This window comes from Streptomyces sp. P9-A4 (assembly GCF_036634195.1).
In the GTDB taxonomy this organism is placed as follows: domain Bacteria; phylum Actinomycetota; class Actinomycetes; order Streptomycetales; family Streptomycetaceae; genus Streptomyces.
Genome location: NZ_JAZIFY010000001.1, coordinates 5,163,660 through 5,185,425, shown reverse-complemented (window position 1 = coordinate 5,185,425; position 21,766 = coordinate 5,163,660). Strand labels below are relative to the sequence as shown.

Annotated in this window: 16 protein-coding genes; 11 read left to right on the top strand and 5 right to left on the bottom strand. The window is 73.6% G+C overall.

Going from position 1 to position 21,766, the window contains the following annotated elements; all coding sequences use genetic code 11:
- Positions 1-204 precede the first annotated feature (204 nt).
- Positions 205-2,160 (top strand): hypothetical protein, encoded by a 1,956-nt coding sequence (locus V4Y03_RS23530; protein ID WP_332436205.1) that lies wholly within the window; start codon positions 205-207, stop codon positions 2,158-2,160.
- A gap of 104 nt (positions 2,161-2,264) precedes the next feature.
- Here the strand turns inward: V4Y03_RS23530 and V4Y03_RS23525 are convergent, their stop codons facing one another.
- The 3 genes from V4Y03_RS23525 to ku form a co-directional block, all read right to left on the bottom strand.
- Entirely contained in the window at positions 2,265-3,488 is a 1,224-nt protein-coding gene (locus V4Y03_RS23525; RefSeq protein ID WP_317874060.1) for an aminotransferase class V-fold PLP-dependent enzyme, read from the bottom strand.
- Between the two features lie 134 nt (positions 3,489-3,622).
- Complete coding sequence (locus V4Y03_RS23520) at positions 3,623-5,239, bottom strand: M4 family metallopeptidase (RefSeq protein ID WP_442809560.1); 1,617 nt, start codon at positions 5,237-5,239, stop codon at positions 3,623-3,625.
- 240 nt (positions 5,240-5,479) lie between these two features.
- Entirely contained in the window at positions 5,480-6,607 is a 1,128-nt protein-coding gene (gene ku, locus V4Y03_RS23515; protein WP_332436204.1) for a non-homologous end joining protein Ku, read from the bottom strand.
- 59 nt (positions 6,608-6,666) lie between these two features.
- On the opposite strand from ku, the gene ligD reads away from it, so the two are divergent.
- The 7 genes from ligD (at position 6,667) to V4Y03_RS23480 (ending at position 16,759) form a co-directional block, all read left to right on the top strand.
- Entirely contained in the window at positions 6,667-7,563 is an 897-nt protein-coding gene (ligD, locus tag V4Y03_RS23510) for a non-homologous end-joining DNA ligase (protein ID WP_317874058.1), read from the top strand.
- Positions 7,564-7,862: 299 nt separating this feature from the next.
- Complete coding sequence (locus tag V4Y03_RS23505) at positions 7,863-8,747, top strand: ATP-dependent DNA ligase (protein WP_332436203.1); 885 nt, start codon at positions 7,863-7,865, stop codon at positions 8,745-8,747.
- Between the two features lie 239 nt (positions 8,748-8,986).
- Positions 8,987-11,512 carry a PBS lyase gene (locus V4Y03_RS23500; RefSeq protein ID WP_332436202.1) on the top strand — a complete coding sequence of 842 codons (2,526 nt, stop codon included), beginning with the start codon at positions 8,987-8,989 and terminating at the stop codon, positions 11,510-11,512.
- A 141-nt stretch (positions 11,513-11,653) separates the two neighbouring features.
- Positions 11,654-12,490, top strand: coding sequence for a hypothetical protein (locus V4Y03_RS23495; protein ID WP_332436201.1), 837 nt, complete (start codon positions 11,654-11,656; stop codon positions 12,488-12,490).
- Positions 12,487-13,806 carry a HAMP domain-containing sensor histidine kinase gene (locus tag V4Y03_RS23490; RefSeq protein WP_332436200.1) on the top strand — a complete coding sequence of 440 codons (1,320 nt, stop codon included), beginning with the start codon at positions 12,487-12,489 and terminating at the stop codon, positions 13,804-13,806. Before V4Y03_RS23495 ends, V4Y03_RS23490 begins: the two co-directional genes overlap by 4 nt.
- A gap of 69 nt (positions 13,807-13,875) precedes the next feature.
- Positions 13,876-15,255 carry an FtsW/RodA/SpoVE family cell cycle protein gene (locus V4Y03_RS23485; protein ID WP_317876182.1) on the top strand — a complete coding sequence of 460 codons (1,380 nt, stop codon included), beginning with the start codon at positions 13,876-13,878 and terminating at the stop codon, positions 15,253-15,255.
- Between the two features lie 28 nt (positions 15,256-15,283).
- Entirely contained in the window at positions 15,284-16,759 is a 1,476-nt protein-coding gene (locus V4Y03_RS23480) for a peptidoglycan D,D-transpeptidase FtsI family protein (RefSeq protein ID WP_332437252.1), read from the top strand.
- A 34-nt stretch (positions 16,760-16,793) separates the two neighbouring features.
- On the opposite strand, the gene V4Y03_RS23475 is transcribed toward V4Y03_RS23480, so the two are convergent.
- Both V4Y03_RS23475 and V4Y03_RS23470 read right to left on the bottom strand, forming a co-directional pair.
- Positions 16,794-17,633, bottom strand: coding sequence for a hypothetical protein (locus V4Y03_RS23475; protein WP_332436199.1), 840 nt, complete (start codon positions 17,631-17,633; stop codon positions 16,794-16,796).
- Between the two features lie 92 nt (positions 17,634-17,725).
- A complete protein-coding gene (locus tag V4Y03_RS23470) occupies positions 17,726-18,835 on the bottom strand; it encodes a ferritin-like domain-containing protein (RefSeq protein ID WP_332436198.1) in 1,110 nt (369 codons plus the stop codon).
- Positions 18,836-18,985: 150 nt separating this feature from the next.
- Here V4Y03_RS23470 and V4Y03_RS23465 point away from each other — a divergent pair, with 150 nt between their 5' ends.
- From V4Y03_RS23465 to V4Y03_RS23455, 3 genes are all read left to right on the top strand, one after another.
- Positions 18,986-19,708, top strand: coding sequence for a TetR/AcrR family transcriptional regulator (locus tag V4Y03_RS23465; RefSeq protein WP_332436197.1), 723 nt, complete (start codon positions 18,986-18,988; stop codon positions 19,706-19,708).
- Positions 19,709-19,757: 49 nt separating this feature from the next.
- Positions 19,758-20,060 carry a hypothetical protein gene (locus tag V4Y03_RS23460; RefSeq protein WP_317876177.1) on the top strand — a complete coding sequence of 101 codons (303 nt, stop codon included), beginning with the start codon at positions 19,758-19,760 and terminating at the stop codon, positions 20,058-20,060.
- Between the two features lie 329 nt (positions 20,061-20,389).
- On the top strand, positions 20,390-21,700 hold the full coding sequence (locus V4Y03_RS23455; protein ID WP_443079885.1) for an NlpC/P60 family protein: 1,311 nt from the start codon (positions 20,390-20,392) through the stop codon (positions 21,698-21,700).
- Positions 21,701-21,766: the final 66 nt, after the last annotated feature.

Sequence of the window (21,766 nt, the reverse complement as noted above, 5' to 3'; positions counted from 1 at the left end):
CCTCGCAGATCGAAGGGCCAGGCCGGCGGGCGCCAGGCTGACGAGCCGCGACGTTAACAATCAGCCAGGGAGACTTGCAATACTCAGATGAAAACTTGCTGACTGATCCTGCAATTGGATGTTGCAGGAGTCTTGTACGGCGGTGAAGTGCGCTGTTAGCGTCCGGGCGCCACCCGTACGGCCCGCTGACCCCGGAGAGCCCCCATGAGACACACGCGCCCCGCACGTCTGGCCCTCGTCGCGGCCACGACCCTGCTGACCACACTGGCCCCGGCACTCGGCGGCGGCCCCGCCGCGGCGGCCGCCCAGCCTCCGCTGACGATCACGAACCCCGGTTTCGAGCAGGGCTCCACCGGCTGGACCTTCACCCAGGGCACCGGCGTCGCCACCAACATCCCGCACGGCGGCTCCCGGCTGATCTACCTCGACGCGGGCGCGGGCCGGAAGGTCTCGCAGACGGTCACCGCCGGCGGACCCGGCACGTACGACTTCTCCGCCTGGATCGCCACCAACGGCACCGGAGCGAGGTTCGCCGTCCGGGTCAACGGCGCCGCCGCCGGGGCGGTCGACCTGCCGAACCGCTCCACCTACGCGCGCTACACCGTCAGCCGGGTGGGCCTGAAGGCCGGCGACCGGCTGGAGATCGCCTTCGAATCCGGTACGGGCTGGGTCAACGCCGACGACGTCATGGTCTCCCCCGCCGCCCCCGCCGACCCGGTCGTGACCTCGTCCGACCCGAAGATCGTCGAGATGTTCGGCTGGGCCAAGCGCAAGGCCAACAGCTGGGTCCAACTGCCCGGCACCGTCGGCCCGTTGAACGTCGACGAGCGCTACCCCTCGGGCTCCGGCACCGGCACGTACGGCCCCTCCTACTGGGCGGGGTACGCCCACCGGAGCGCCTACTACTCACGCGACATGGCCCACCAGCTGGGCGGCGCGGCCGTGCTCGGACTGCACGACGAGAACAAGAACATGCTGCGCGCGTTCGCCGCCTCGTCCACGGCCACGCACACCTACTTCCCCGTGTGGGCGGTCAACTTCGACAACCGGACCTATCTGTCGATCGACTACCGCAGCTCCACCAACTACGTACGCGAGGTCCCGGCGCCCTTCGAGCTGGTGGAGAAGGCCAACGAGGCCTACCGCTGGAGCGGCGACCCCGCCTATCTGGACGACCCCGTCCTGTGGGACTTCTACCGGCACACCACCAAGGAGTTCGTCGAGCTTCACGACGCCAGGAAGCCCAACGGCATCGCCGAGGGCACCGGCAACGGCATCTTCGCCGGAGCCGCGAGCTACAACGAGGTCGGCACGGAACGGCTCGCCGAGTCCGGCGACGCCATCGGCTCCCAGTACCAGGCGTACCTGGCGATGGCGGCCCTGGCCACCAGCAAGGGCGACAGCGCGCTGGCCGCCGGCTTCACGACGAAGGCCGCCGCCCTCAAGGAGTACTTCAACACCACCTGGAGCGGCACCGGGTCCGGCGGCTCCATGGTCCGGGGCTACACCGTCGACGGGCAGGCGCTCACCGGCTGGGGCAAGGAGAACAGCTGGTTCATGCCCATGAAGCGGATCATCGCCCCCGGAGCGAGGAACGACGCCTACCTCGCGTACGTCGACCAGCAGGCGAGCGGGAGCGGCCGGCCGGGCAACATCGAGGCGATCTCGTACCTGCCCGACACCTTCTTCGCGCACAACCGCAACGACACCGCGTGGAAGTGGATGAAGTACGTCTACGACCAGCGCGACGTCCAGCACCCGGTGTCGCGGCAGGGCCCCAACGGCGACTACCCGGAGGTCTCGTACACCCTGGTCGGCCAGACGGTGAAGGGTCTGATGGGTGTCGAGCCCGACGCGCCCGCCCGCCGGCTCACCACGCAGTCGCGGCTGCCGTCGGGCATGGACTGGCTGGGGATCGACGGGCTGGAGATCGGCGGCGAACCCTTCGCGCTGCGCCACGACGGCGCCACGCGGTCGACGCTGACCAACGACGGCTCGGCCACGTACACCTGGGAGGCCCGCTTCCCCGGCGTCCACACATCGGTCGAGGTCGACGGCGCGGCCCGGGAGGCGAGGACGAAGGTGGTCGACGGGACGACGTACACCTACGCCGAGGTCTCCGTACGGCCGGGGACGACGGTGACCGTCCAGGCCCGCTGAGAGACATCCGCCGGCCGGGGTACGCCGGGACCGGGACGCCTCACGGCCTCACCGGTCCCGGTCCCCCTCAGGGCGCCTCATCGGTCCCGGTCCCCCTCAGGGCCTCATCGGTCCCGGCTCCACGCGCCGAGCGCCGGGACGCAGCGCTCGGCGAAGTCCTCGAAGTCGGCCGGGGTGTTGTACAGGTGCGTCGAGAGGCGCAGATAGCCGACGCCGCCGAAGCTGGTGACGGCCGTGGCGACCCCCAGCTCCCGCAGCACCCGGTCGCGCAGCGCGTCGGCCTCGGCGTGCGTGGTGGCCAGCGGTTCCGGCAGCCGTACCAGCCGCAGGGCGGCGACCGGCATGCCGACGTCCACCCGGCAGTCCCGGCCCGTGAGCTCCGAGAACGCCTCGGCGACGATCCGCTCGGCGTAGTCGGCCAGTTCGCGCAGATAGGTGCGGGCCGTGTCCCATCCCCAGGTGTCCTCGATGAAGCCGAGGGCGGTGGGCGCGGCGAGGTAGCTCGTGGCGTCGACGGTCCCCTGGGTGTCGAAGCGGGCGGGGAACGGTTCGGGAGCGCCCCAGGAGTCGATCAGCGGGTGGAGGTCGTCGCGCAGCCCGGTGCGCGCCACGAGCGCGGCGGTGCCCCGTGGGGCGCAGCCGAACTTGTGGAGGTTGCCGACCCAGAAGTCGCAGGAGAGGCCGTCGAGGGGGCTCTCGGCGAGGCCGGGCACGTGCGCCCCGTCGACGAGGACCGGGATGCCGCGCCGGGCGGCCTCGGCGGCGATCCGCTCCACCGGCATCCAGCGTGCCGTGGGGGAGGTGATGTGGTCGATGACGAGGAGACCGGTGGCCTCGCCCAGCTCCCCGACGACGTGCTCGTACGCGGTGTCCGCGTCGGCGTCGAGCGGGACGCGCGCCGTGCGCACCCGGCCGCCCCAGCGCCTGGCCAGCCGCTCGGCCCCCATGGTCACGGCGCCGTAGCCGTGGTCGGTGACCACGATCTCGCCACCGGGACGCGCGGCGGCTCCGGCGTAGACGACGCTCGCGCCGGCGCTGGCGTTGGGCACGAGGGCCAGGTCGCCGGGGGCCACCCGGAGGAAGCGGGCGATCTCGGTGCGCGCCGCCGCCACCCGCCCGGGCAACTCGGGGAACCACTCGACGGGTGAGGCGTCCATCCGCCGGCGCAGCCGGTTCTGCTCCTCCTGGGCGAGGAGGGGAACCGCGCCGAACGACCCGTGGTTGAGGTGCCTGACCGCCGGATCGAGCGACCACGCGGCGGCGGCCGGACGACCGTCCGGGAGCGCCGGCGGAGTCGGTGCGGTGGTGGTGGTGTCGACCGTGCTCACGATTCTCCCGGGGACTGCCGGTGGGGCCGCCCGGCGCGATGTGCTCGCCGGACGGCCCCACGGGTGTGGTGCGGTCGCGTGCCGACGACGTGGTGCGGGTGTCGTGCGGCTACGCGGTGCTGACCGCTGTGCTGTTACTTGACGTTGATCGCCGTCCAGGCCTTCGCGACCGCGTTGTACTCGGCACTGCCGGCGCCGTACAGGTCGGTGGCCGCGCTCAGCGTAGCCGTACGCGCGCCGGCGTAGCTGGTGGACGAGGTCATGTAGGTGGACAGGGCCTTGTACCAGATCTTGTAGGCCTTGGTGCGGCCGATGCCCGTGACGGTGGAGCCGTCGGACGTCGGGGAGTCGTAGGCGACGCCGTTGACGGTCTTGGCGCCGCTGCCCTCGGAGAGCAGGTAGAAGAAGTGGTTCGCCGGGCCCGAGGAGTAGTGGACGTCCAGGCGGCCGACGGACTTCGACCAGTAGTCGGCGGAGCTGCCGTCCTTGCTGGGCTTGTCCATGTAGCGGAGCGGGGTGCCGTTGCCCCGGATGTCGATCTCCTCGCCGATGAGGTAGTCGCCCTGGTCCGAGGCGTTGGCGGCGTAGAACTCGACCGAGGTGCCGAAGATGTCGGAGGTGGCCTCGTTGAGGCCGCCGGACTCGCCGCTGTAGCGCAGGCCCGCGGTGGAGGCGGTCAGGCCGTGGGACATCTCGTGGCCGGCCACGTCGAGCGAGGTGAGCGGCTTGAGGTTGCCCGTGCCGTCGCCGTACGTCATGCAGAAGCAGGAGTCGGACCAGAAGGCGTTGACGTACGCGTTGCCGTAGTGGACGCGCGAGTACGCGGCGGCGCCGTCGCCCCGGATGCCGTTGCGGCCGAGCTCGTTCTTGTAGAAGTCCCAGGTGACGGCCGCGCCGTAGTGGGCGTCGGCGGCGGCGGTCTCGCGGTTGGTGGCGAGACCGTTGCCCCAGGTGTCGGTGCTGTTGGTGAAGAGGGTGCCGGTGCCGTTGCCCGTGCCGCCGGCCAGGTCGTACGTCTTGTGGCCGCCGCGCGCGGTGTCGTTCAGGGTGAACGAGGGCGAGGTGCCGAGCGTGACGCTGCCGCTGTACTGGGTGTTGCCGGTGCCCGTCTCGATCGCCTCGTAGGAGTAGAGCTCCTTGCCGGTGGTGGCGTCGGTGATGACGTGGCGCTCGCTCGGGGTGCCGTCGGTCTGGACGCCCGTGACGGTCGTCTCCCAGGCGAGGGCCGGCTTGCCCGTGGCGGCCCAGATGACCTTGCGGGAGGAGGCGGGGGCGGCGGAGCGCGCGTCGGAGGAGGCGGCGGCGGCCTTCCCGGCGGTCGTCGCGGCGACGGCGGGGGCCGTGCTCGCCACGGATATCCGGGCCTCGGTCGCCTTGGTGGTGGCGCGGGCGCCGTTCTTCTTCTCGTGCACGACGAGGTCGCCGCCGAGGACGGGGAGGCCCTCGTAGGTGCGCTCGTAGCGGGTGTGGACGGTGCCGTCGGCGTCCTTGACGACGTCCCGGACGACCAGCTTCTCCTTGCCGGAGAGGCCGATGGCCTGGGCGGTGGCGGCGGCACCGGCCTGGGCCTCGTGGACGGCGGCGGCACGCTGGGAGCCGGTGAGGACCAGCGCGGTGGCGCCGGCTTCGCGCTGGACATCGGCGCTGGCGGATCCGGTCTGGACTCCGACGACGACCATGGCGGCCGATGCGATCAGGGCGGCGGTGCGGGCGGGGGTGATACGGCGGTGCGAGGACTGCTGGCGGGTCACGCGGGCTCCTTCGCTGCGAAGCGTGGGGGGGGTTGTGGGGGGTGGTGCGGCTGAGAGCGTGCCAGCGAAGGATCCCGTTTGACAGGTCTGCAACAAGAATTTGACCAGCTGTTGTCCGAAGGAAAGTGAACTGTGTTCGCTATTCGGGGTGTTGGCGGTTAACGAGCGTTCCGCTGCCCGCAAACGGGCAGCGAGAAGCCCCCGGAGTGATCTCCGGGGGCTTGGGTGCGCGGGGCCGTGTCAGGCGGTTCGCTTGCGCGGGGCCGCCTTCTTCGCCGTCGACTTGGAGGCGGTCTTGGAGGCGGTCTTGGAGGCGGCCGGGGGCGTGGCCTTGGACGCGCTCTTGGAGGTGGCCTTGGACGCGGTCCTGGACGTGGCCTTGGACGGTGTCGCCTTCGACGCCGTCTTCGACGCCGTCTTGGCCGGGGTCCCGGTCCGGGCCTTCCCCGCCGCCTCGGACGTCGTCTTCGCCGTACTCTTCCTCGCCGCCGCCGCCTTCTTCGCCGGCGCCCTCGACGTCGACTTCTTGCCCCCCGTCTCCTTCGGCGTCCCGCGCGGCTTGAGCTCCGTCACCACCGCGTCCTCGCCTCGCGCCTCCCTCGCCGCCCGCACGCTGCTCTCCAGCGCCGCCATCAGATCGATGACCTGGCCGCCCGGCTCCTCCCCGGGCTCCGCGGCCGGCACGCCCTCGCCGCCCTCCGCCTTGGCCGCGATCATCTCCTCGACCGCCGTCCGGTAGTCGTCGTGCAGGCTGCCGATGTCGACCTCCCCCAGCGTGGCCATCAGCGCGTCCGCCAGGTCGAGTTCGGCCTCCCGCACGCTCACCGGGGTCTCCGGGGCCACCCCCTCCGGGGCGCGGATCTCGTCCGGCCAGAGCAGACCGTGCATGGCGATGACGTCGTCGACCACCCGGAGCATCCCGAGCCGCTCCCGGCCCCGGAGCGCGTACTTGGCCACGGCCACCTTGTCGCTGCGCTTCAGGGCCTCGCGCAGCAGGGTGTACGGCTTGGCCGCCGGCACCCCGTTCGCCGAGAGGTAGTACGCGGCGTCCATCTGGAGCGGGTCGATCTCGCCGGCCGGCACGAAGGCGACGATCTCGATCGTCCGCGCCGTGGGGAGCGGCAGCGCGGCCAGGTCCTCGTCGGTGATCGGGATCATGGCCCCGTCGGCTTCCTCGTACGCCTTGCCGATCTCCGCCGGGGCGACCTCCTCGCCGTCGAGCTCGCACACCTTGCGGTAGCGGATGCGTCCGCCGTCCTCGGTGTGGATCTGCCGGAAGGACACGGAGCGGCTCTCGGTGGCGTTCACCAGCTTGATCGGGATGCTGACCAGGCCGAAGGATATGGCGCCGTTCCAGATGGATCGCACGGTTCTTCCTTTCGGGCCGAATCATCGTTGATCGGGACGAATCGTGGGATTCTCATCGTATGACGCCGATCACAGAGGTGGAGGGGCGACGCCTGACGCTCAGCAACCTCGACAAGGTGCTCCACCCGGTCACCGGCACCACCAAGGGCGAGCTGCTCCACCACTACGCGACCGTGGGGCCCGTGATCCTGCCGCATCTGCGCGATCGTCCGGTGTCGTTCCTGCGCTATCCGGACGGTCCGGACGGGCAGCTCTTCTTCACCAAGAATCCGCCGCCCGGCACACCCTCCTGGGTGAGGACCACCCCCGTGCCCCGCTCCGAGGACCCCCGGGCCCGGCAAGTCGTGATCGAGGACCTGGCCTCGCTGATGTGGGCGGCGAACCTGGTCGTGGAGTTCCACACCCCCCAGTGGCGGGCCTCCTCCCCCGCCGTCGCCGACCGGCTCGTGCTCGATCTGGACCCCGGGCCGCCCGCGACGGTCGTCGAGTGCTGCCGGGTCGCCGTCCGGCTGCGCGAGCGGCTCGCGCGGGACGGCCTCGACGCGTACGCCAAGACCTCCGGCGCCAAGGGGCTGCACCTGCTCGTACCGGTGGTGCCGACGCCCTCGGCGCGGGTCTCCGCGTACGCGCGACAGCTCGCCGTCGAGACGGAGGCGGAGCTTCCCGGGCTCGTCGTGCACCGGATGGCCCGCGCGCTGCGGCCGGGGAAGGTGTTCGTCGACCACAGCCAGAACGCCGCCGCCAAGACCACCGCCACCCCCTACACCCTGCGGGCCCGGACCCTGCCCACCGTCTCGGCCCCGGTCACCTGGGAGGAGGTGGAGGCCTGCGCCCGCCCCGGCACGGATCCGGCGGCCCTCGCCTTCCTCATGGACGACATCGCGCCACGTCTGGAGCGGTACGGGGACCTCCTGGCGCCCCTTTTCGCGCCGGAGCGGGCGGGGGAGGTGCCGTGAGCGGGGCGGTGGGAGGGGGCGCGGGCCGGGGTTCGGACGCGGGCGCGGGTGCGGGTGCGGGCGCGGGTGCGGGCGCGGGCGCGGGCGCGGGTCCGAGTGAGGGCGCGGGGACGGGTGAGGGCGCGGGGACGGGAGCGCGCGCGGGCGCAGGGACGGGAGCGGGCGCAGGGACGGGAGCGCGTGCGGGTACGGGGACGGGAGCGCGTGCGGGCGCAGGGACGGGAGCACGTGCGGGTACGGGGACGGGAGCACGTGCGGGTACGGGCGCGGGCGCGGGCGCGTACGGGAGCGAGGCGGTCGTGCTGCCTCCGCCCGTCGACGTCATGCGGCCCCGGGCCGCCGACGGGATTCCCGTACAGGCCGAGCCGCCCCGGGAGCTGCAGTACTCCCTCAAGCTGGACGGCTTCCGCGCGCTCGCCTTCGTCCTCGGCGACGGGAAGGTCGTCCTCCAGTCCCGCTCCCGCCGGGACCTCGCCCCCGAGTTCCCCGGGATCGCCGCGCACCTGCGGGACCGGCTGCCGCCCGGGATCGTGCTCGACGGCGAGCTGTGCGCGTACCGGGAGGGGCGGCTGAGCTTCACCGACCTGCTGCGTTCGCCCGCCGACCGGGCCCGGGAGGGGGTGCCGGTCTCGTACATCGCCTTCGACCTGCTGGCCGTGCCGGGGCGGGATGTGCGCGGCCTGCCGCTCCGCGACCGGTGGGAGCTGCTCGGCACCGCCCTGCGGGACGCCGGGCCGCCGCTCCAGCGGGTCCTGGCGACGCTCGACGAGGAGACCGCGCACGGCTGGTTCCGGGACCTGCGGGCCGCCGGGGTGGAGGGGATCGTAGCGAAGCGGATGGGCTCGGCCTACCGGGCCGGGCCCACCTGGGCCTGGCGGAAGATCCGGCACGTCGACACCGACGACGGGGTGCTCCTCGGACTGATCGGCCCGCCTGGGCGGCCCCGGGCCCTGGTCGTACGGCTGGCCGACGGCCGTACGGTGACCACCTCGCCCCGGCTCACCCCGGCCCAGTCCCGCGAGGTCGGCGCGCTGGTCGGCGACCGCGCGGGCCCGCTCGCCCAGGACCCCGAGCACGGGCCGGTGCGCCCGGTGGACCCGCCGGTCCCCGTGGAGCTGCGCCGGCTCGCGGGCCGGCAGCCGCAGGAGAACGCGACCTTCGTCAGGGTCCGGTCGGAGGGCTGAGGCGCCGACGGCACCTCCCCTTCGTACGACCGCCGCAGGGCCCTGCCTCCGTACCGTCGGCGTCCCCGCCCCCACGCCCGCAACCCAGTGCAACTGCCGCGCTCCGCACCGTACATGGCGCAAAGAAGTCGCAACTGGGGCCCCCTGCGCAGTGGGTGTCGCTTGTAAGGCCTTGCTGTCCGTCACGTGGTGCACACTTGCTGCCTTGGTACAGCGCTCACGGGGAAGGCGGCCTGGCAATGCTGACGGGGATCGAGGAGGTCGACTGGGCCTCGCTGGGGCACGCCTACGGCCCCGCGGACGACGTGCCGGAGCTGCTCCGCGGACTCGCCTCCGCCGATCCCGCGGAGCGCGAGACCTCCCTCGACGGCATGTACGGGGCCGTGCACCACCAGGGCGACGTCTACGACTCCACGCTCGCCTGCATCCCCTTCCTCCTCGAACTGGTCGCCGACCCCGGCGTCCAGGACCGCGGCTGCATCGTCGAACTACTCACCAGCATCGGCGGCATCGAGCTCGACGACGAGGAGGAGCTGGACGAACTGGACCCCGACGACGAGGAGTTCATCCCCGCCGCGAACTACGCGATGGCCGCCGCCGCCATCGCCGCCGGTGCCGACGTCTTCCTCGGGCTGGTCTCGGACCCGGACCCCGAGGTACGGCTGGCCGCGCCCTGCGCCCTCGCCTCGCTGCACCCCGAGCCCGCCCGGGTCCTGACCCTGCTGCGGGAGCGGCTCACCGTCGAGCGGGACAACGAGGTACGGCTCGCCCTGGTGGCCGCCGTCGGGCGGATCGCCCTGCGGCACGCGTCGCTGCGCGCCGAGACCGTCGACTGGCTCGACTGGCTGGCCCGCGCGGCCCACGACCCCGGGCTGCGGCTCGCGGCCCTCGCCCAGCGGGCGCGCTGCGCGCCCGGCGACATCCCCGACGACGTGGTCCCGTGGGTGACGGGCCTCCTGGAGGAGATCCGGACGACCGCGCGGGGACCGGCCTCGCCCGGCACCGAGCGGGCCGCGACGCCGACCCTGATCGGGCAGGTCCGCGAGCTGCTGGAGGAGCACGCAGCCGGGCGGCCCGCGCCCTGGACGGAGGAGTTGCTGCGGACCCTGCACGCGGCGCTCGACGACCGGGTCGACGACCGCATCGCGCTGATCCTCGCGCAGCTGCGCAGCCCGGACTGGGGGCAGCGCTCGGACGCGATCTGGCTGTGCGGCGGGTTGATACGGATCTGGCGCGGGCGGTACGAGGAGGTCGTCCGGCTCGTCGGCGCGCAGCTCGACGATCCGGAGCCACGGCTCCGGGAGGCGGCCACCACCTTCCTGGAGCGGCTCTTCGAGCTGGGGGCGCCCGCCGCCGACGCCCTGGCGACCCGCCTGTCCGGGGGCCCATCGGGGGCGCAGGGGCGGACCCGGCGGGGGCGTACCGGACCGGGGAAGCCCGACCTCGGGCAGCTGGGACCGGGGAGGTCCGGCGCCGGGCAGATCGGCCCTGGGCGGATCGACACCGGGTGGACCGGCTCCGGGTTGACCGGCTCCGGGCAGTTCGGACCGGGGCAGCTCGGCTCCGGACAGTTCGGAGCCCAGCAGCCCGGCTCCGGACAGTTCGGACCAGGACGGTTCGGACCGGAGAAGCCCGGCTCCGGACAGCTCGGCTCCGGACAGCTCGACCCGGGAAAGCCGGGACCGGGGCAGCCGGGACCGGGGCAGCTCGGACCGGAGCAGCCCGGACCGGAGCAGCCCGGGACCGGGCTGAGCGACAGCGCGAGCACCGGCACCGGCACCGGCACCACCGACGACAGCACCGGCGCCGGCAGCGACAGCACCGGCGCCGACACTTCGAGCGGTTTCGCCGGCCGGTCCGGGCGGGACGGGGCGCTCCTCGCGCTGGCCCGCGCCGGCGACACCCGGGCCGTCCCGCTGCTCGCCCGCGCGCTTGAGGAGCGCGAGGTGCGGCGGGAGCTGCTGTACGCGATGGACGGCCTCGGCCCCTCGGCCGCGATGCTCGCCCCGCTGCTACGGCGCCGCCTCGCGGAGGTCGACCTCGACGAGCGGCTCTACGACCGGGCCGCCCCACTGTTGTACGCCCTCGCGGCGGTACGCGGCGCCCAGGCCGTCCCCGAGGTCCTGCGGGTCCTGCGCGGTGCGCCCTCGAACCGGCGCGACTGGGTGCGGGAGGCCGCCCTGCGGGCGCTGGCCGCCTTCGGGCCGGCCGCGCAGGAGGCCGTACCGGACATGCGGAGGCTCCTGGACGCCGAGTCCGCCACCGTCGCCACGACGGCGGCGCGCGCCCTCTGGGCGGCCGAGGGCGACCGGGGCGATGTCCTGCCCGCCCTGGAACGGTGGCTCGGCCCCGACGCCTCCGGCGCGGACCGGTGCGCCGCCGCCCAGGCCCTCGGCGAGATCGGCCCGGCCGCCGCCGGTTCGGCCGAGGCCCTCAGGCCCGGTCTGGCCTCGCGGGACCTGTGGGTCCGGGTCCGCTGCGCGGCGGCCCTGTGGCGGGTCTCCGGGGACGCGTCGGCGGCCCTGCCCGTGCTGCTCGCGGCCTGGGAGGAGAACCGGCACGCGCGCGTGGACGTCGCCGAGTGTCTGGCGGAGATGGGTCCGGCGGCCTCGGAAGCCCAGCTGGTGATCCTCACCGAGCTGACCCGCCGACGGCGTCACAACGCCCGCGAGGGGGCATCGGGCAGCCATGACATCCACCTCGACGAGAAGCTGCTGACCCTGTGCCGGGCCGCCCTGGCGCGGATGGAGCGGGGCAGGTTCTGACCACGGTGCCGGTCGCCGCCGGGGCGTACCGACGACCCCGACAACCATACGAATAGACAAAAAGGACTTCCTTCCGAATAAGGTCTACGGGGAGGAGGCCCGAACGGGTCCCCTCGGCCACCCGACCGAACGAGGAGCAGCGTGGGACCGCGCGGAGTGCCGATCGCCGCCACCGGAGTCCTGTGCGCCCTCGGCCTCGCCCTCGCCCTCACCGGCTGCGGCGACGGGAGCGGCGGCCAGGGCGGGCTGAAGAGTGCCGGGACGACGCCCACGGCCGTCGGGCCCGCGCGGCTGTGGCCCGATCTGCCGCCCGCGACCAATCCGCCGATCGACTACGGCGAGTCGAACACCGGGCGCGTCCCCGGCATCAAGGCGCCCGGCGACGACGTCCACGCCGTCGACCCCGTGGCGGTCGTCCGCGCCGAGGAGCACGCCAGGACCGCCGCCCCCGACGCGCTGGACGAGCGGACCCTGCGCGCCCTGGACGCCTGCGGCTCCGCGTCGGCCGGGTGTCCCGTCCTGCGGCCGTACTACCACGACCTCAGCGGCAACGGCCGGGACGAGCTGATCGTCGGCATCCGGATGCCGGACCAGCAGTTCGGGGTACGGGTGTACCTCGCGGAGAACGGCGGGCTCACCCGGATCATGTCCACCGTCGACCAGGTCGTGAGCGTGGAGATCGCCGGCCGGGACCTGATCATGCGGTCCAGTTCGGCGGGCATCCCGGGGTACGAGTACCGCACCGCCTGGACCTGGGACGAGCAGCAGCGGAGCATGCTGCCCACCCGGGACGAGATCATCCGCGTGAAGCCCCCGGGGACCGGCCCTTCGACCGTGCCCGCACCCCGGCTCGTGAGCCCGGCCCCGACTCCGACCCCCACCCCGGCACCGCCCCCGGGCGTGGCCCCCGACTCCCGAGCGGCATCCGCGTCCCCACCCGCGTCCGCAGCACCCGCCCCCGCCGGGTCCCGCCCGTGAGGGCTCCCCGGCTGCCCGCCTGGACCGCGACCCTCACCTGGAAGGCCGCCGTCTTCATCGCGGTGATGTGCTGCGCCCTCGCCGCGCTGCTCGGCACCCTCGTCCATGTGTCGGTGACCGGCCAGACCGTGCACGACTCGCGCGAGAAGGCGCTCGCGCGGCTCACCGACGTCAGCAGGCTGTACGAGGCGGGCGAGCCGCTCCCCCGGTTCGCCGGCATCGACCCCGCCGGGCTCCCCGCGCCGCTGCGCGCGCTCGCCGTGCGCGGGGAGCGCGGCACGATGGTCGCCGACGACCGGGGCCGCCCGACGATGTGGGCGGCGGGCCCGGCGGACCGTCCCGCCGACGGCCCGGCGAACGGCCCCACCGACGGCCGCGTCGGGGGTCGCGCCCTCGCCGTGCGCGTCGACTACACGCAGAGCGCCGAGACGATCGACGCCCTCGACCGTTCGATCGTCGGCTCCTCCGTCCTCGCGATCGGCGCGACGCTGCTCGTGGGCGCCTTCGCCGTCACCCGGGTCACCCGGCGGCTGCATCTGACCTCCCAGGTGGCCCGCCGGATCAGCGCCGGCGACCTGGACGCGCGCGTCGACGACCCCCGTACGAAGGACCCCTCGCGTCCGCAGGACGAGGTGGCCACCGTGTCCGGGGCACTCGACACGATGGCCTCCTCGCTCCAGCGCCAGCTGCAGAGCGAGCAGCGGTTCACCGCCGATGTGGCGCACGAGCTGCGCACCCCGCTGACCGGGCTCTCGGCCGCCGCCGAACTGCTGCCCGAGGGGCGGCCCTCGGAGCTCGTACGGGACCGGGTGCGGGCGATGCGCGCTCTCACCGAGGACCTGCTGGAGATCTCCCGGCTCGACGCCCGCAACGAGACCGTGGACCTCGCGGTGCACGAACTGGGCCCGCTCACCGAGCGGGTGGTCCGCGTCTCGGGCACCGACACGGAGGTGCGGATCGTCCGGGACGCGGCGGTGGTGACGGACCGGCGGCGCGTCGAGCGCGTGCTCGGCAACCTGGTGGCCAACGCGCACCGGCACGGGGCGCCGCCGGTGGTGGTGACGGTGGACGGGCCGCTGGTCTCGGTCCGGGACCACGGGCCCGGCTACCCCCGCTATCTGCTGGACTCGGGGCCGCAGCGCTTCCGCACCGAGAGCGGCGGCAAGGGGCACGGCCTCGGTCTGACGATCGCGGTCGGGCAGACGGAGGTCATCGGCGCCGAGCTGGTCTTCGCCGTCGCCCCGGACGGGGGCGCCGAGGCCCGGCTGCGGCTGCCGGAGTACGTGCCTCCCGCCCCGGCCGAGCCGGCGGACTGACGGCGCGCACTCCACGGCACACCGTCACACAAAAGGGACATAGGGCATACCGCTTGCTACGTTGCGGCCATGACCGCACCGCGCCCGGACGCTCCCCCGCCCGGGGTACGCATCCCGAAGCGCCGCGGCGTGGAACTCTCCCTCCTCGTCTGCGCCGTCCTCATCTCCGTCTACGGCTACGCCGAGGTCGGCCTCGCCCGCAGCGGAGCCGTACCGCCGGACGCGGCCCGCTACGGGGCCGGGCTCGGGCTGCTCGCGCTCCTCGCCCATCTCGCGGTCAGGTTCCGTGCCCCGTACGCCGATCCGCTGCTGCTGCCGATCGCGGTCCTGCTCAACGGCCTCGGTCTGGTGCTGATCTACCGCCTCGACCTGGAGACACCGAACGACCAGGCGGCGGCGACCCAGCTGGTCTGGTCGACGCTGGGGGTGGGCCTGTTCATCGTGGTCGTGCTGCTGCTCCGCGACCATCGGGCGCTCCAGGGGTACGCGTACGTGTCGGTGGCCGCCGCGCTCGCCCTGATGATCCTGCCGATCTTCTTCCCGGCGGTGAACGGCGCCAAGATCTGGATCCGGATCGGCGGTCTCTCCTTCCAGCCGGGCGAGTTCGCCAAGATCCTGCTCGCGGTCTTCTTCGCCGCCTACCTCGCCGCCAACCGCAACGCGCTCGCGTACACCGGCCGCCGGATCTGGAAGTTCCAGTTCCCGACCGGGCGGGTGCTCGGGCCGATCGTGGCGATCTGGCTGCTGAGCGTCGGGGTCCTCGTCCTCGAACGGGACCTGGGCACCTCGCTGCTCTTCTTCGGGATCTTCGTGATCATGCTGTACGTGGCCACCGGCCGCATCGGCTGGATCGCGGTCGGGCTCGTCCTCGCCTCCGCCGGGGCCTTCCTCGTCGGCTCCCTCGAACCCCATGTGCACAGCCGGGTGCAGGACTGGCTCGACCCCTTCGCCTCCATCCGGGCGGGCGACGGCCCCGGACAGCTCGCCCAGTCGCTGTTCGCCTTCGCGGCCGGGGGGATGCTCGGCACGGGGCTCGGTCTCGGCCGTTCCGTCCTCATCGGCTTCGCCGCCAAGTCCGACTTCATCCTCGCCACGGCCGGCGAGGAACTGGGCCTCTCCGGACTGACCGCGCTCTTCCTGCTGTACGCGCTGCTCGTCGCCCGCGGCTACCGCGCCGGCCTCTCGCTGCGCGACCCCTTCGGGCGGCTCCTCGCGATCGGGCTCGCCTCGATCGTGGCGCTCCAGGTCTTCGTGATCGCGGGCGGGGTGATGGGGCTGATCCCGCTGACCGGCATGGCGATGCCGTTCCTGGCCCAGGGCGGCTCGTCGGTGGTGACCAACTGGGTGATCGTGGCGCTCCTCATCCGCGTCAGCGACTCGGCCCGCGCGCCCCAGCCCGACGACGCCGACACCGGGACGCTCGCGCCCGTGAAGGAGGGTGCCTCGTGACCAGGCCGTACGCCCCGGGGAGAACCACGTGATCCGGTACGCCCGGCGGGCCGCCGCGCTCTGTCTGGTCCTCCTGGTGGCACTGCTCGTCAACGCCGCCCGTGTGATGGTCTTCGAGGCCGACTCGCTCGACGACAACCCGGCCAACCGGCGGATCGCCATCGACCGGTACACCGAGCCGCGCGGCGAGATCGTCGTCGACGGGAAGCCGGTGACGTCCTCCCGGGACAGCGGGCAGCAGCTGCGCTGGGAACGGACCTACCCCCAGGGCCCGTTGTACGCACCGGTGACCGGCTACTCCTCGCAGACGTACGGCACGACCCTCGTCGAGCACGCCGAGGACGCGGTCCTGGCCGGTACGGACCCGATGCTGGCGCCGCTGCCGCTCTGGAACGACCTCACCCGGGGCCGGCAGCCCGGCGGCGACGTGGTGACGACGATCCGGTCCTCGATGCAGGAGGCCGCCTACCGGGGTCTCGACGGGAAGCGGGGCGCGGTCGCCGCCGTCGAACCGTCCAGCGGGCGCGTCCTGGCGCTCGTCAGCTCCCCCTCGTACGACCCCGGCGTCCTGTCCGGCACCGGCCGGGAGGTCGAGGACGCCTGGCGACGGCTCAACACCTCGCCCAACCAGCCGATGCTGAACCGGGCGCTGCGGCAGACGTACCCGCCGGGCTCCACGTTCAAGATCGTGACGGCGGCGGCGGCCCTGGACGCGGGGGTGGTCCGCGACGTGGACGCGCCCACCGACACCCCGGACCCCTTCGTGCTGCCCGGCACCCGGCAGGTGCTGCCCAACGAGGCGACGGGCTGCGCCGACGCGTCGCTCGCCGCCGCGATCCAGTGGTCGTGCAACACGGTGATGGCCGGCCTCGGGGTGAAGGTGGGCCTCGCCGGGATGGTCGACGCGGTGGAGCGGTTCGGCTTCAACGACACCGGGCTCCGGGTGCCGTCCTGGGTGGCGAAGTCCAACTTCGACCGGAAGATGAGCCCGGACCAGCTGGCCCTCTCGTCGATCGGGCAGTTCGACACGACCGCGACGCCACTCCAGATGGCCATGGTGGCGTCGGCCGTCGCCAACAACGGCGAGATCGCCCGTCCGTACCTCGTCGACCGCACCACCACCTCCGGCGGCACGACCGTGGACCGGACGGGCCGCCGCAGCTACCGGCAGGCGATGAACCCCTCGACCGCGATCCAGCTCCAGCGGCTGATGGTGAAGGCGGTCGAGGAGGGCACGGGCACGAACGCGGCGATCCCCGGCGCCCGGGTCGGCGGCAAGACGGGCACCGCGCAGCACGGCTTCGGCAACACGGGGACCCCGTACGCCTGGTTCATCGCCTGGGCGCAGGCCGAGGACTCCGCCCAGCCGGCGGTCGCGGTCGCGGTGGTCGTGGAGGACGCGGAGGCCTCCCGTACGGACATCAGCGGGGGCGGCAGCGCGGCCCCCGTCGCCAAGGCGGTGATGGAGGAGGCGCTGCGGCTGGAGGCGGAGGCGCGGAGGTGACCAGCACGCGGGGCGCGCCGGCCGGGCGGCGGTGTCAGTCGAGCGGCTTGCGGGTCTCCGCCCGGACCTTGGCCGTGGTCTCGGCGAGTGCGGCCAGGTCGATTCCCTTGGGGTCGGCGGTGGCCGACGCGGGGTCGACGAGGGCGACGGCCGCCGCGGTGTTGTCGTCGCCCCAGGCGCACATGGGGAGCGTGGTCGTGCCGAGCGCGGTCTTCGACGTGGTGACCTGGCAGCTCACGGTCACGCCGTACCCGGCGGGGGTGAACTCCTCGGGCCCGACGACGAGCGTGGAGCCCTTGTCCTTGGCGGCGCCCTCCAGGATGGACGCGCGGCTGGCCTCGCCGCTCTTGATGCGTCCGTACATTCCGGAGAGGACGAGGACGGCCCCGTCCTTGCCGCTGTACTGCCCGACCGCCGCCGTCGCGTCCTTCACCGTGAGGTCGGGGGTGTCCTCGATCTCCTTGCCCTGGGTGTCGGACAGGTCGGAGACGAGGGTGTACTTCCCGCCGAGGAGGGTCTTGGGGACGACGAGCTTGTGCGTCGCCTCGGGGAAGGACCCGGTGACGCCCGCGAGCCCGGCCTTGGCCGCGTAGCCGAGACCGCCGACCACGACCAGCGATCCGAGGACGATGGCGACGATCGCCCCGGCCGACATCTTCTTCTTCGGCGGCGGCCCCATGGGCGGCTGCCCCCAGGCCCCGGCGCCGGGCCCCGGGTACTGCGGGGGGACGCCGTGCGGCGGGTGGCCCGGCTGGGGGTGACCCTGCTGCGGGAAGCCCTGGGGGGAGCCGTACGGCCCGGGGTGCTGCGGGGGCGGTACGGGTCCGCCGTACGGCTGGTGGGGCGGCTGGCTCGGCGAGGGCGGCATGGTCATGACGAGCACGCTACGTCAGACGTATGACAACGGGGTCCGCCGGGTGCGGTGGCGGGGTGCGGTCCGCCGGGTGCGGTCTCCCGGACTTCCCCCTACGCCTCCACCGCCCCCGCCTCGATCGCGTCCGCGACCTCCGTGACCCGGGCCCGTTCCTCCCGCGCGAAGCGCTCCGCGTCGAGCGCCTCCGCGATCTCCTCGTCCTGGGTCATCAGCAGGTCGAGGTTGGAGTCGCCGAGATCGAAGACGCCCATGTCGAGGTAGGCCTTCTGGAGGCGTTCGCCCCACAGGCCGATGTCCTTGACGCAGGGGACGATCCGGCTGAAGAGGAGCTTGCGGAAGAGCTGGAGGAACTCGCTCTGCTCGCTGAGTTCCTCCGCCTCCCTCTTCGGGATGCCGAAGTTCTCCAGGACCTCGACGCCGCGCAGCCGGTCGCGCATCAGATAGCAGCCCTCGATGACGAACTCCTCGCGCTCGCGGAGTTCGGCGTCGGTGAGCTGCTTGTAGTAGTCGCGCAGGGCCATCCGCCCGAAGGCCACGTGCCGGGCCTCGTCCTGCATCACGTACGCGAGGATCTGCTTCGGCAGCGGCTTGTCGGTGGTGTCGCGGATCATACCGAACGCGGCGAGCGCGAGCCCCTCGATGAGGACCTGCATGCCGAGGTAGGGCATGTCCCAGCGGGAGTCGCGCAGGGTGTCGTCCAGCAGGCCCTGGAGGTTGTCGTTGATCGGGTAGAGCATGCCGATCTTGTCGTGCAGGAAGCGCCCGTAGATCTCGGCGTGCCGGGCCTCGTCCATGGTCTGGGTGGCCGAGTAGAACTTGGCGTCGAGGTCGGGCACGGACTCGACGATCCGGGCGGCGCAGATCATGGCGCCCTGCTCGCCGTGGAGGAACTGGCTGAACTGCCAGGAGGAGTAGTGCCGGCGCAGGTCGCCCTTGTCCTTCTCGGTCATCTTCGCCCAGTGGCGGGTGCCGTGGAGGGTCAGGACCTCGTCGGGGGTGCCGAGCGGGTCGTACGGGTCGACCTCGATGCCCCAGTCGATGCGGGTCGCGCCGTCCCACTGCTTGTCCTTGCCCTTCTGGTAGAGGGCGAGGAGACGCTCGCGGCCGTCGTCGTAGTCCCAGGAGAAGCGGGCGGAGCCGGTGGCGGGCACCTGCCAGACAGGTGCGGACGGAGCCGAGGTGTAGAGGTCGCGCGTCGACACTGACGCCTCCTTCGGGAGCGGGTCCTGCCAGCCAGGCTCACACGTTGGTAGACGGATCGTCAACAAGTCGTACACGACCGATCGGTGGCGTCACGAGGACGGCCGCTCCGGGACACCCCCGCGCGTTCCGCTGCGGATACCCTGCGGGGCATGACGAGCCCCGCCACCCCCGCGTACCGCCGGCTCAGCGTCGAGGAGCGGCGCGGGCAGCTCCTCGACGCCGCCCAGGAGCTCTTCGCGCACCGGTCGCCCGAGGACGTCTCGCTCGACGACGTGGCCGAGGCGGCGGGCGTCTCACGGCCGCTCGTCTACCGCTACTTCCCCGGCGGCAAGCAGCAGCTGTACGAAGCCGCCCTGCGTTCCTCCGCCGACGCCCTGAACCGCTGCTTCGCCGAACCGCCGGCCGGACCGCCCACCGAGCGGCTCGGCCGGGTGCTCGACCGCTACCTGGCCTTCGTCGACGGCCACGACGCCGGGTTCAGCGCCCTGCTGCGCGGCGGCAGCGTCGCCGAGACCTCCCGGACCAGCGCCATCGTCGACGAGGTGCGGCGGGCCGCCGCGGAGCAGATCCTCGTCCATCTGGGGGCGGAGAAGCCGGGCCCCCGGCTCGGCATGCTGGTCAGGACGTGGATCGCGGCCGTGGAGGCGGCCTCGCTGATCTGGCTCGACGAGGACCCCCGGCCACCGGCCGGGGAGCTGCGGGACTGGCTGGTGGACCATCTCGTCGCCCTGCTCGCGGCGACCGCGGCGGGCGACGAGGAGACGGCGCGGGTGATCGGGCTGCTCCTCGCCCAGGAGACCCCCGAGGGACCGGTCGCGCGGCTGGCCCGGCGGGTGCTGCCGGTGGTGGGCGGGGCGGCCCACCTGCTGTGACCGGTGGGGAGGTCCGGCGGGACGGCGGACCGGAGGGGAGACTGGTGGGGTGAAGAGCGAGAACACCCCCTTCCGCGGCGGCCCCCTCGACGGCCGGGTCCTGCCGATCCTGCTCGGCCCGACCGGCCACCCGCCGAAGTGGTACGAGATCCCGGTCCCGGCCCACGACGGGCGCCCGCCGATGCTGTACGCGTACCGGCGCGAACCGGCGGGCTACACGAAGCGGCTCGGGCTCCAGCGGGGCTGGGTCTACGAGTACGCCCCCGAGGGCCGCGAGCGGCGCGAGCTGAGGTGGCCGTGGTCGAAGCCGGGCGGCGGGGCCCGCTCCGGGGACGCTGAGCCGGACGGGTGAGGCCGCCGGGCGCGCCCCTATTCGTACGGTAATCAGATGAAGTGAGGCGTCATCATCCCCGTGGAGGTGATGACGTGTCACGCAAGCTGCTGCGTACGGTCTGCACGGGGGCGCTGGCCGCGATGACGGCGCTCACGGGAGTCGCTCCGGTGGGTGCGAAGGCGCCCGGGCCGCAGGACGACCCGCCGGCGGAGGCGCCGATCGCGTGGGCGGACCCGGCGGCGGAGCCGGTGGGGCCGGTGGATCCGGGGGCGGGGTCGGGGACGGGGTCGGGGACGGACACGGTCGAGGGGACGACCCAGACCGACGGGACGACCCAGACCGACGGGATGAGGCCGGACGCCCCGACGGCTCCCGCCTCCCCCGCTGTCCCCGCTGCCCCCGACGCCCCCGCGTCCCCTGCCGTCCCCGACGACGCCGTTGCCTCCTCCGACGCCCCGGCAGCTCCCGTATCCCCCGGCACCCCCATCCCCCCTGACACTCCCGAGTCCCCAGCGGGTGCGAGTCCCCCCGCCACAACCGACGACGCCGCAGCCCTCCCCCCCTCCGGCGGTGACTCCGTCACCGCCCTCCTCACCCGGATGCGGACGCTCTACCAGCAGGCCGAGGAGGCCACCGAGCGGTTCAACGCCGCCGAGGAGGCCCTCAAGGTGCGGACCGCCGACACCAAGAAGGTCACCGCGCGGCTCACCGCCGCCCGGACCGCACTGGCCCAGGGACGGGCGGCGGCCGGCCGGATCGCCCGGGACCAGTACCAGGGCAGGTCCGAGTTCTCGTCGTACCTGCGGCTGCTGTTCGCGTCGGACCCGCAGTCGGCGCTGGACCAGGGGCATCTGATGGCCCGTGCGGCCCGCGACCGGGCCACGACCGTGTCGCGGCTGGAGGGGGCCGAGCGGCAGGCGGACACGCTGGCGGCGGCCTCGCGGAAGGCGCTGGACCGGCAGCAGACCCTCGCAGCCGCGCAGCGCACCCGGCGGGACGAGGTGCGGGCACGGCTCGCGGAGGTCGAGAAGCTGCTCGCCGGCCTCTCGCCGGAGCAGCTGGCGCGGCTGACGGAGCTGGAACGCACCCAGACGGCGGGCGCGCAGCGCGAACTGCTCGACTCGGGGGTCCTGGACGTCCGGCGCACCCCGTCACGGGCGGGCGCGGAGGCGCTGCGGTTCGCGGTGGGGCAGATCGGCAAGCCGTACGAGTGGGGGGCGGAGGGCCCGGAGGCGTACGACTGCTCGGGGCTGACGCAGCAGGCGTGGGCGGCGGCGGGCAGAGAGCTGCCGCGCACCAGCCAGGAGCAGTGGGCGGAGCTGCCCAGGGTGCCGCTGACGGAACTGCGGCCGGGTGACCTGGTGGTGTACTTCCCGGGCGCGACGCATGTGGCGCTCTATCTGGGCGAGGGCCTGGTGGTACAGGCGCCGAGGCCGGGCGGGAAGGTGAAGGTGTCCCCGATCGCGGCGAACCCGCTGCTCGGGGCGGTGCGCCCGGACGAGGAGGGGAAGGCACTGGCCGCGTACACCCTGCCGGAGCTTCCGGCGGGGGCGAGGGACGGCGGGGACGAGGGGTACGACCGGGGCGAAGGGGCCGGGGACCGGAGCGGCGGGGCCGGGGACCGGAGCGGCGGGGCCGAGGGGCCCGACCGCTCCTGAACTCCCCCTGAACCCCCCTTCCCCACACACCCCTTGCTCCTGCAAGCCGCTCGCGGTGGGGATCGG

Coding starts and splice junctions, on each gene's coding strand:
- V4Y03_RS23500 (WP_332436202.1), top strand. CDS start 8,987: ATGCTGACGGGGATCGAGGAGGTCGACTGGGCCTCGCTGGGGCACGCC.
- V4Y03_RS23530 (WP_332436205.1), top strand. CDS start 205: ATGAGACACACGCGCCCCGCACGTCTGGCCCTCGTCGCGGCCACGACC.
- V4Y03_RS23475 (WP_332436199.1), bottom strand. CDS start 17,633: ATGACCATGCCGCCCTCGCCGAGCCAGCCGCCCCACCAGCCGTACGGC.
- V4Y03_RS23455 (WP_443079885.1), top strand. CDS start 20,390: ATGAGGCCGGACGCCCCGACGGCTCCCGCCTCCCCCGCTGTCCCCGCT.
- V4Y03_RS23465 (WP_332436197.1), top strand. CDS start 18,986: ATGACGAGCCCCGCCACCCCCGCGTACCGCCGGCTCAGCGTCGAGGAG.
- ligD (WP_317874058.1), top strand. CDS start 6,667: ATGACGCCGATCACAGAGGTGGAGGGGCGACGCCTGACGCTCAGCAAC.
- V4Y03_RS23485 (WP_317876182.1), top strand. CDS start 13,876: ATGACCGCACCGCGCCCGGACGCTCCCCCGCCCGGGGTACGCATCCCG.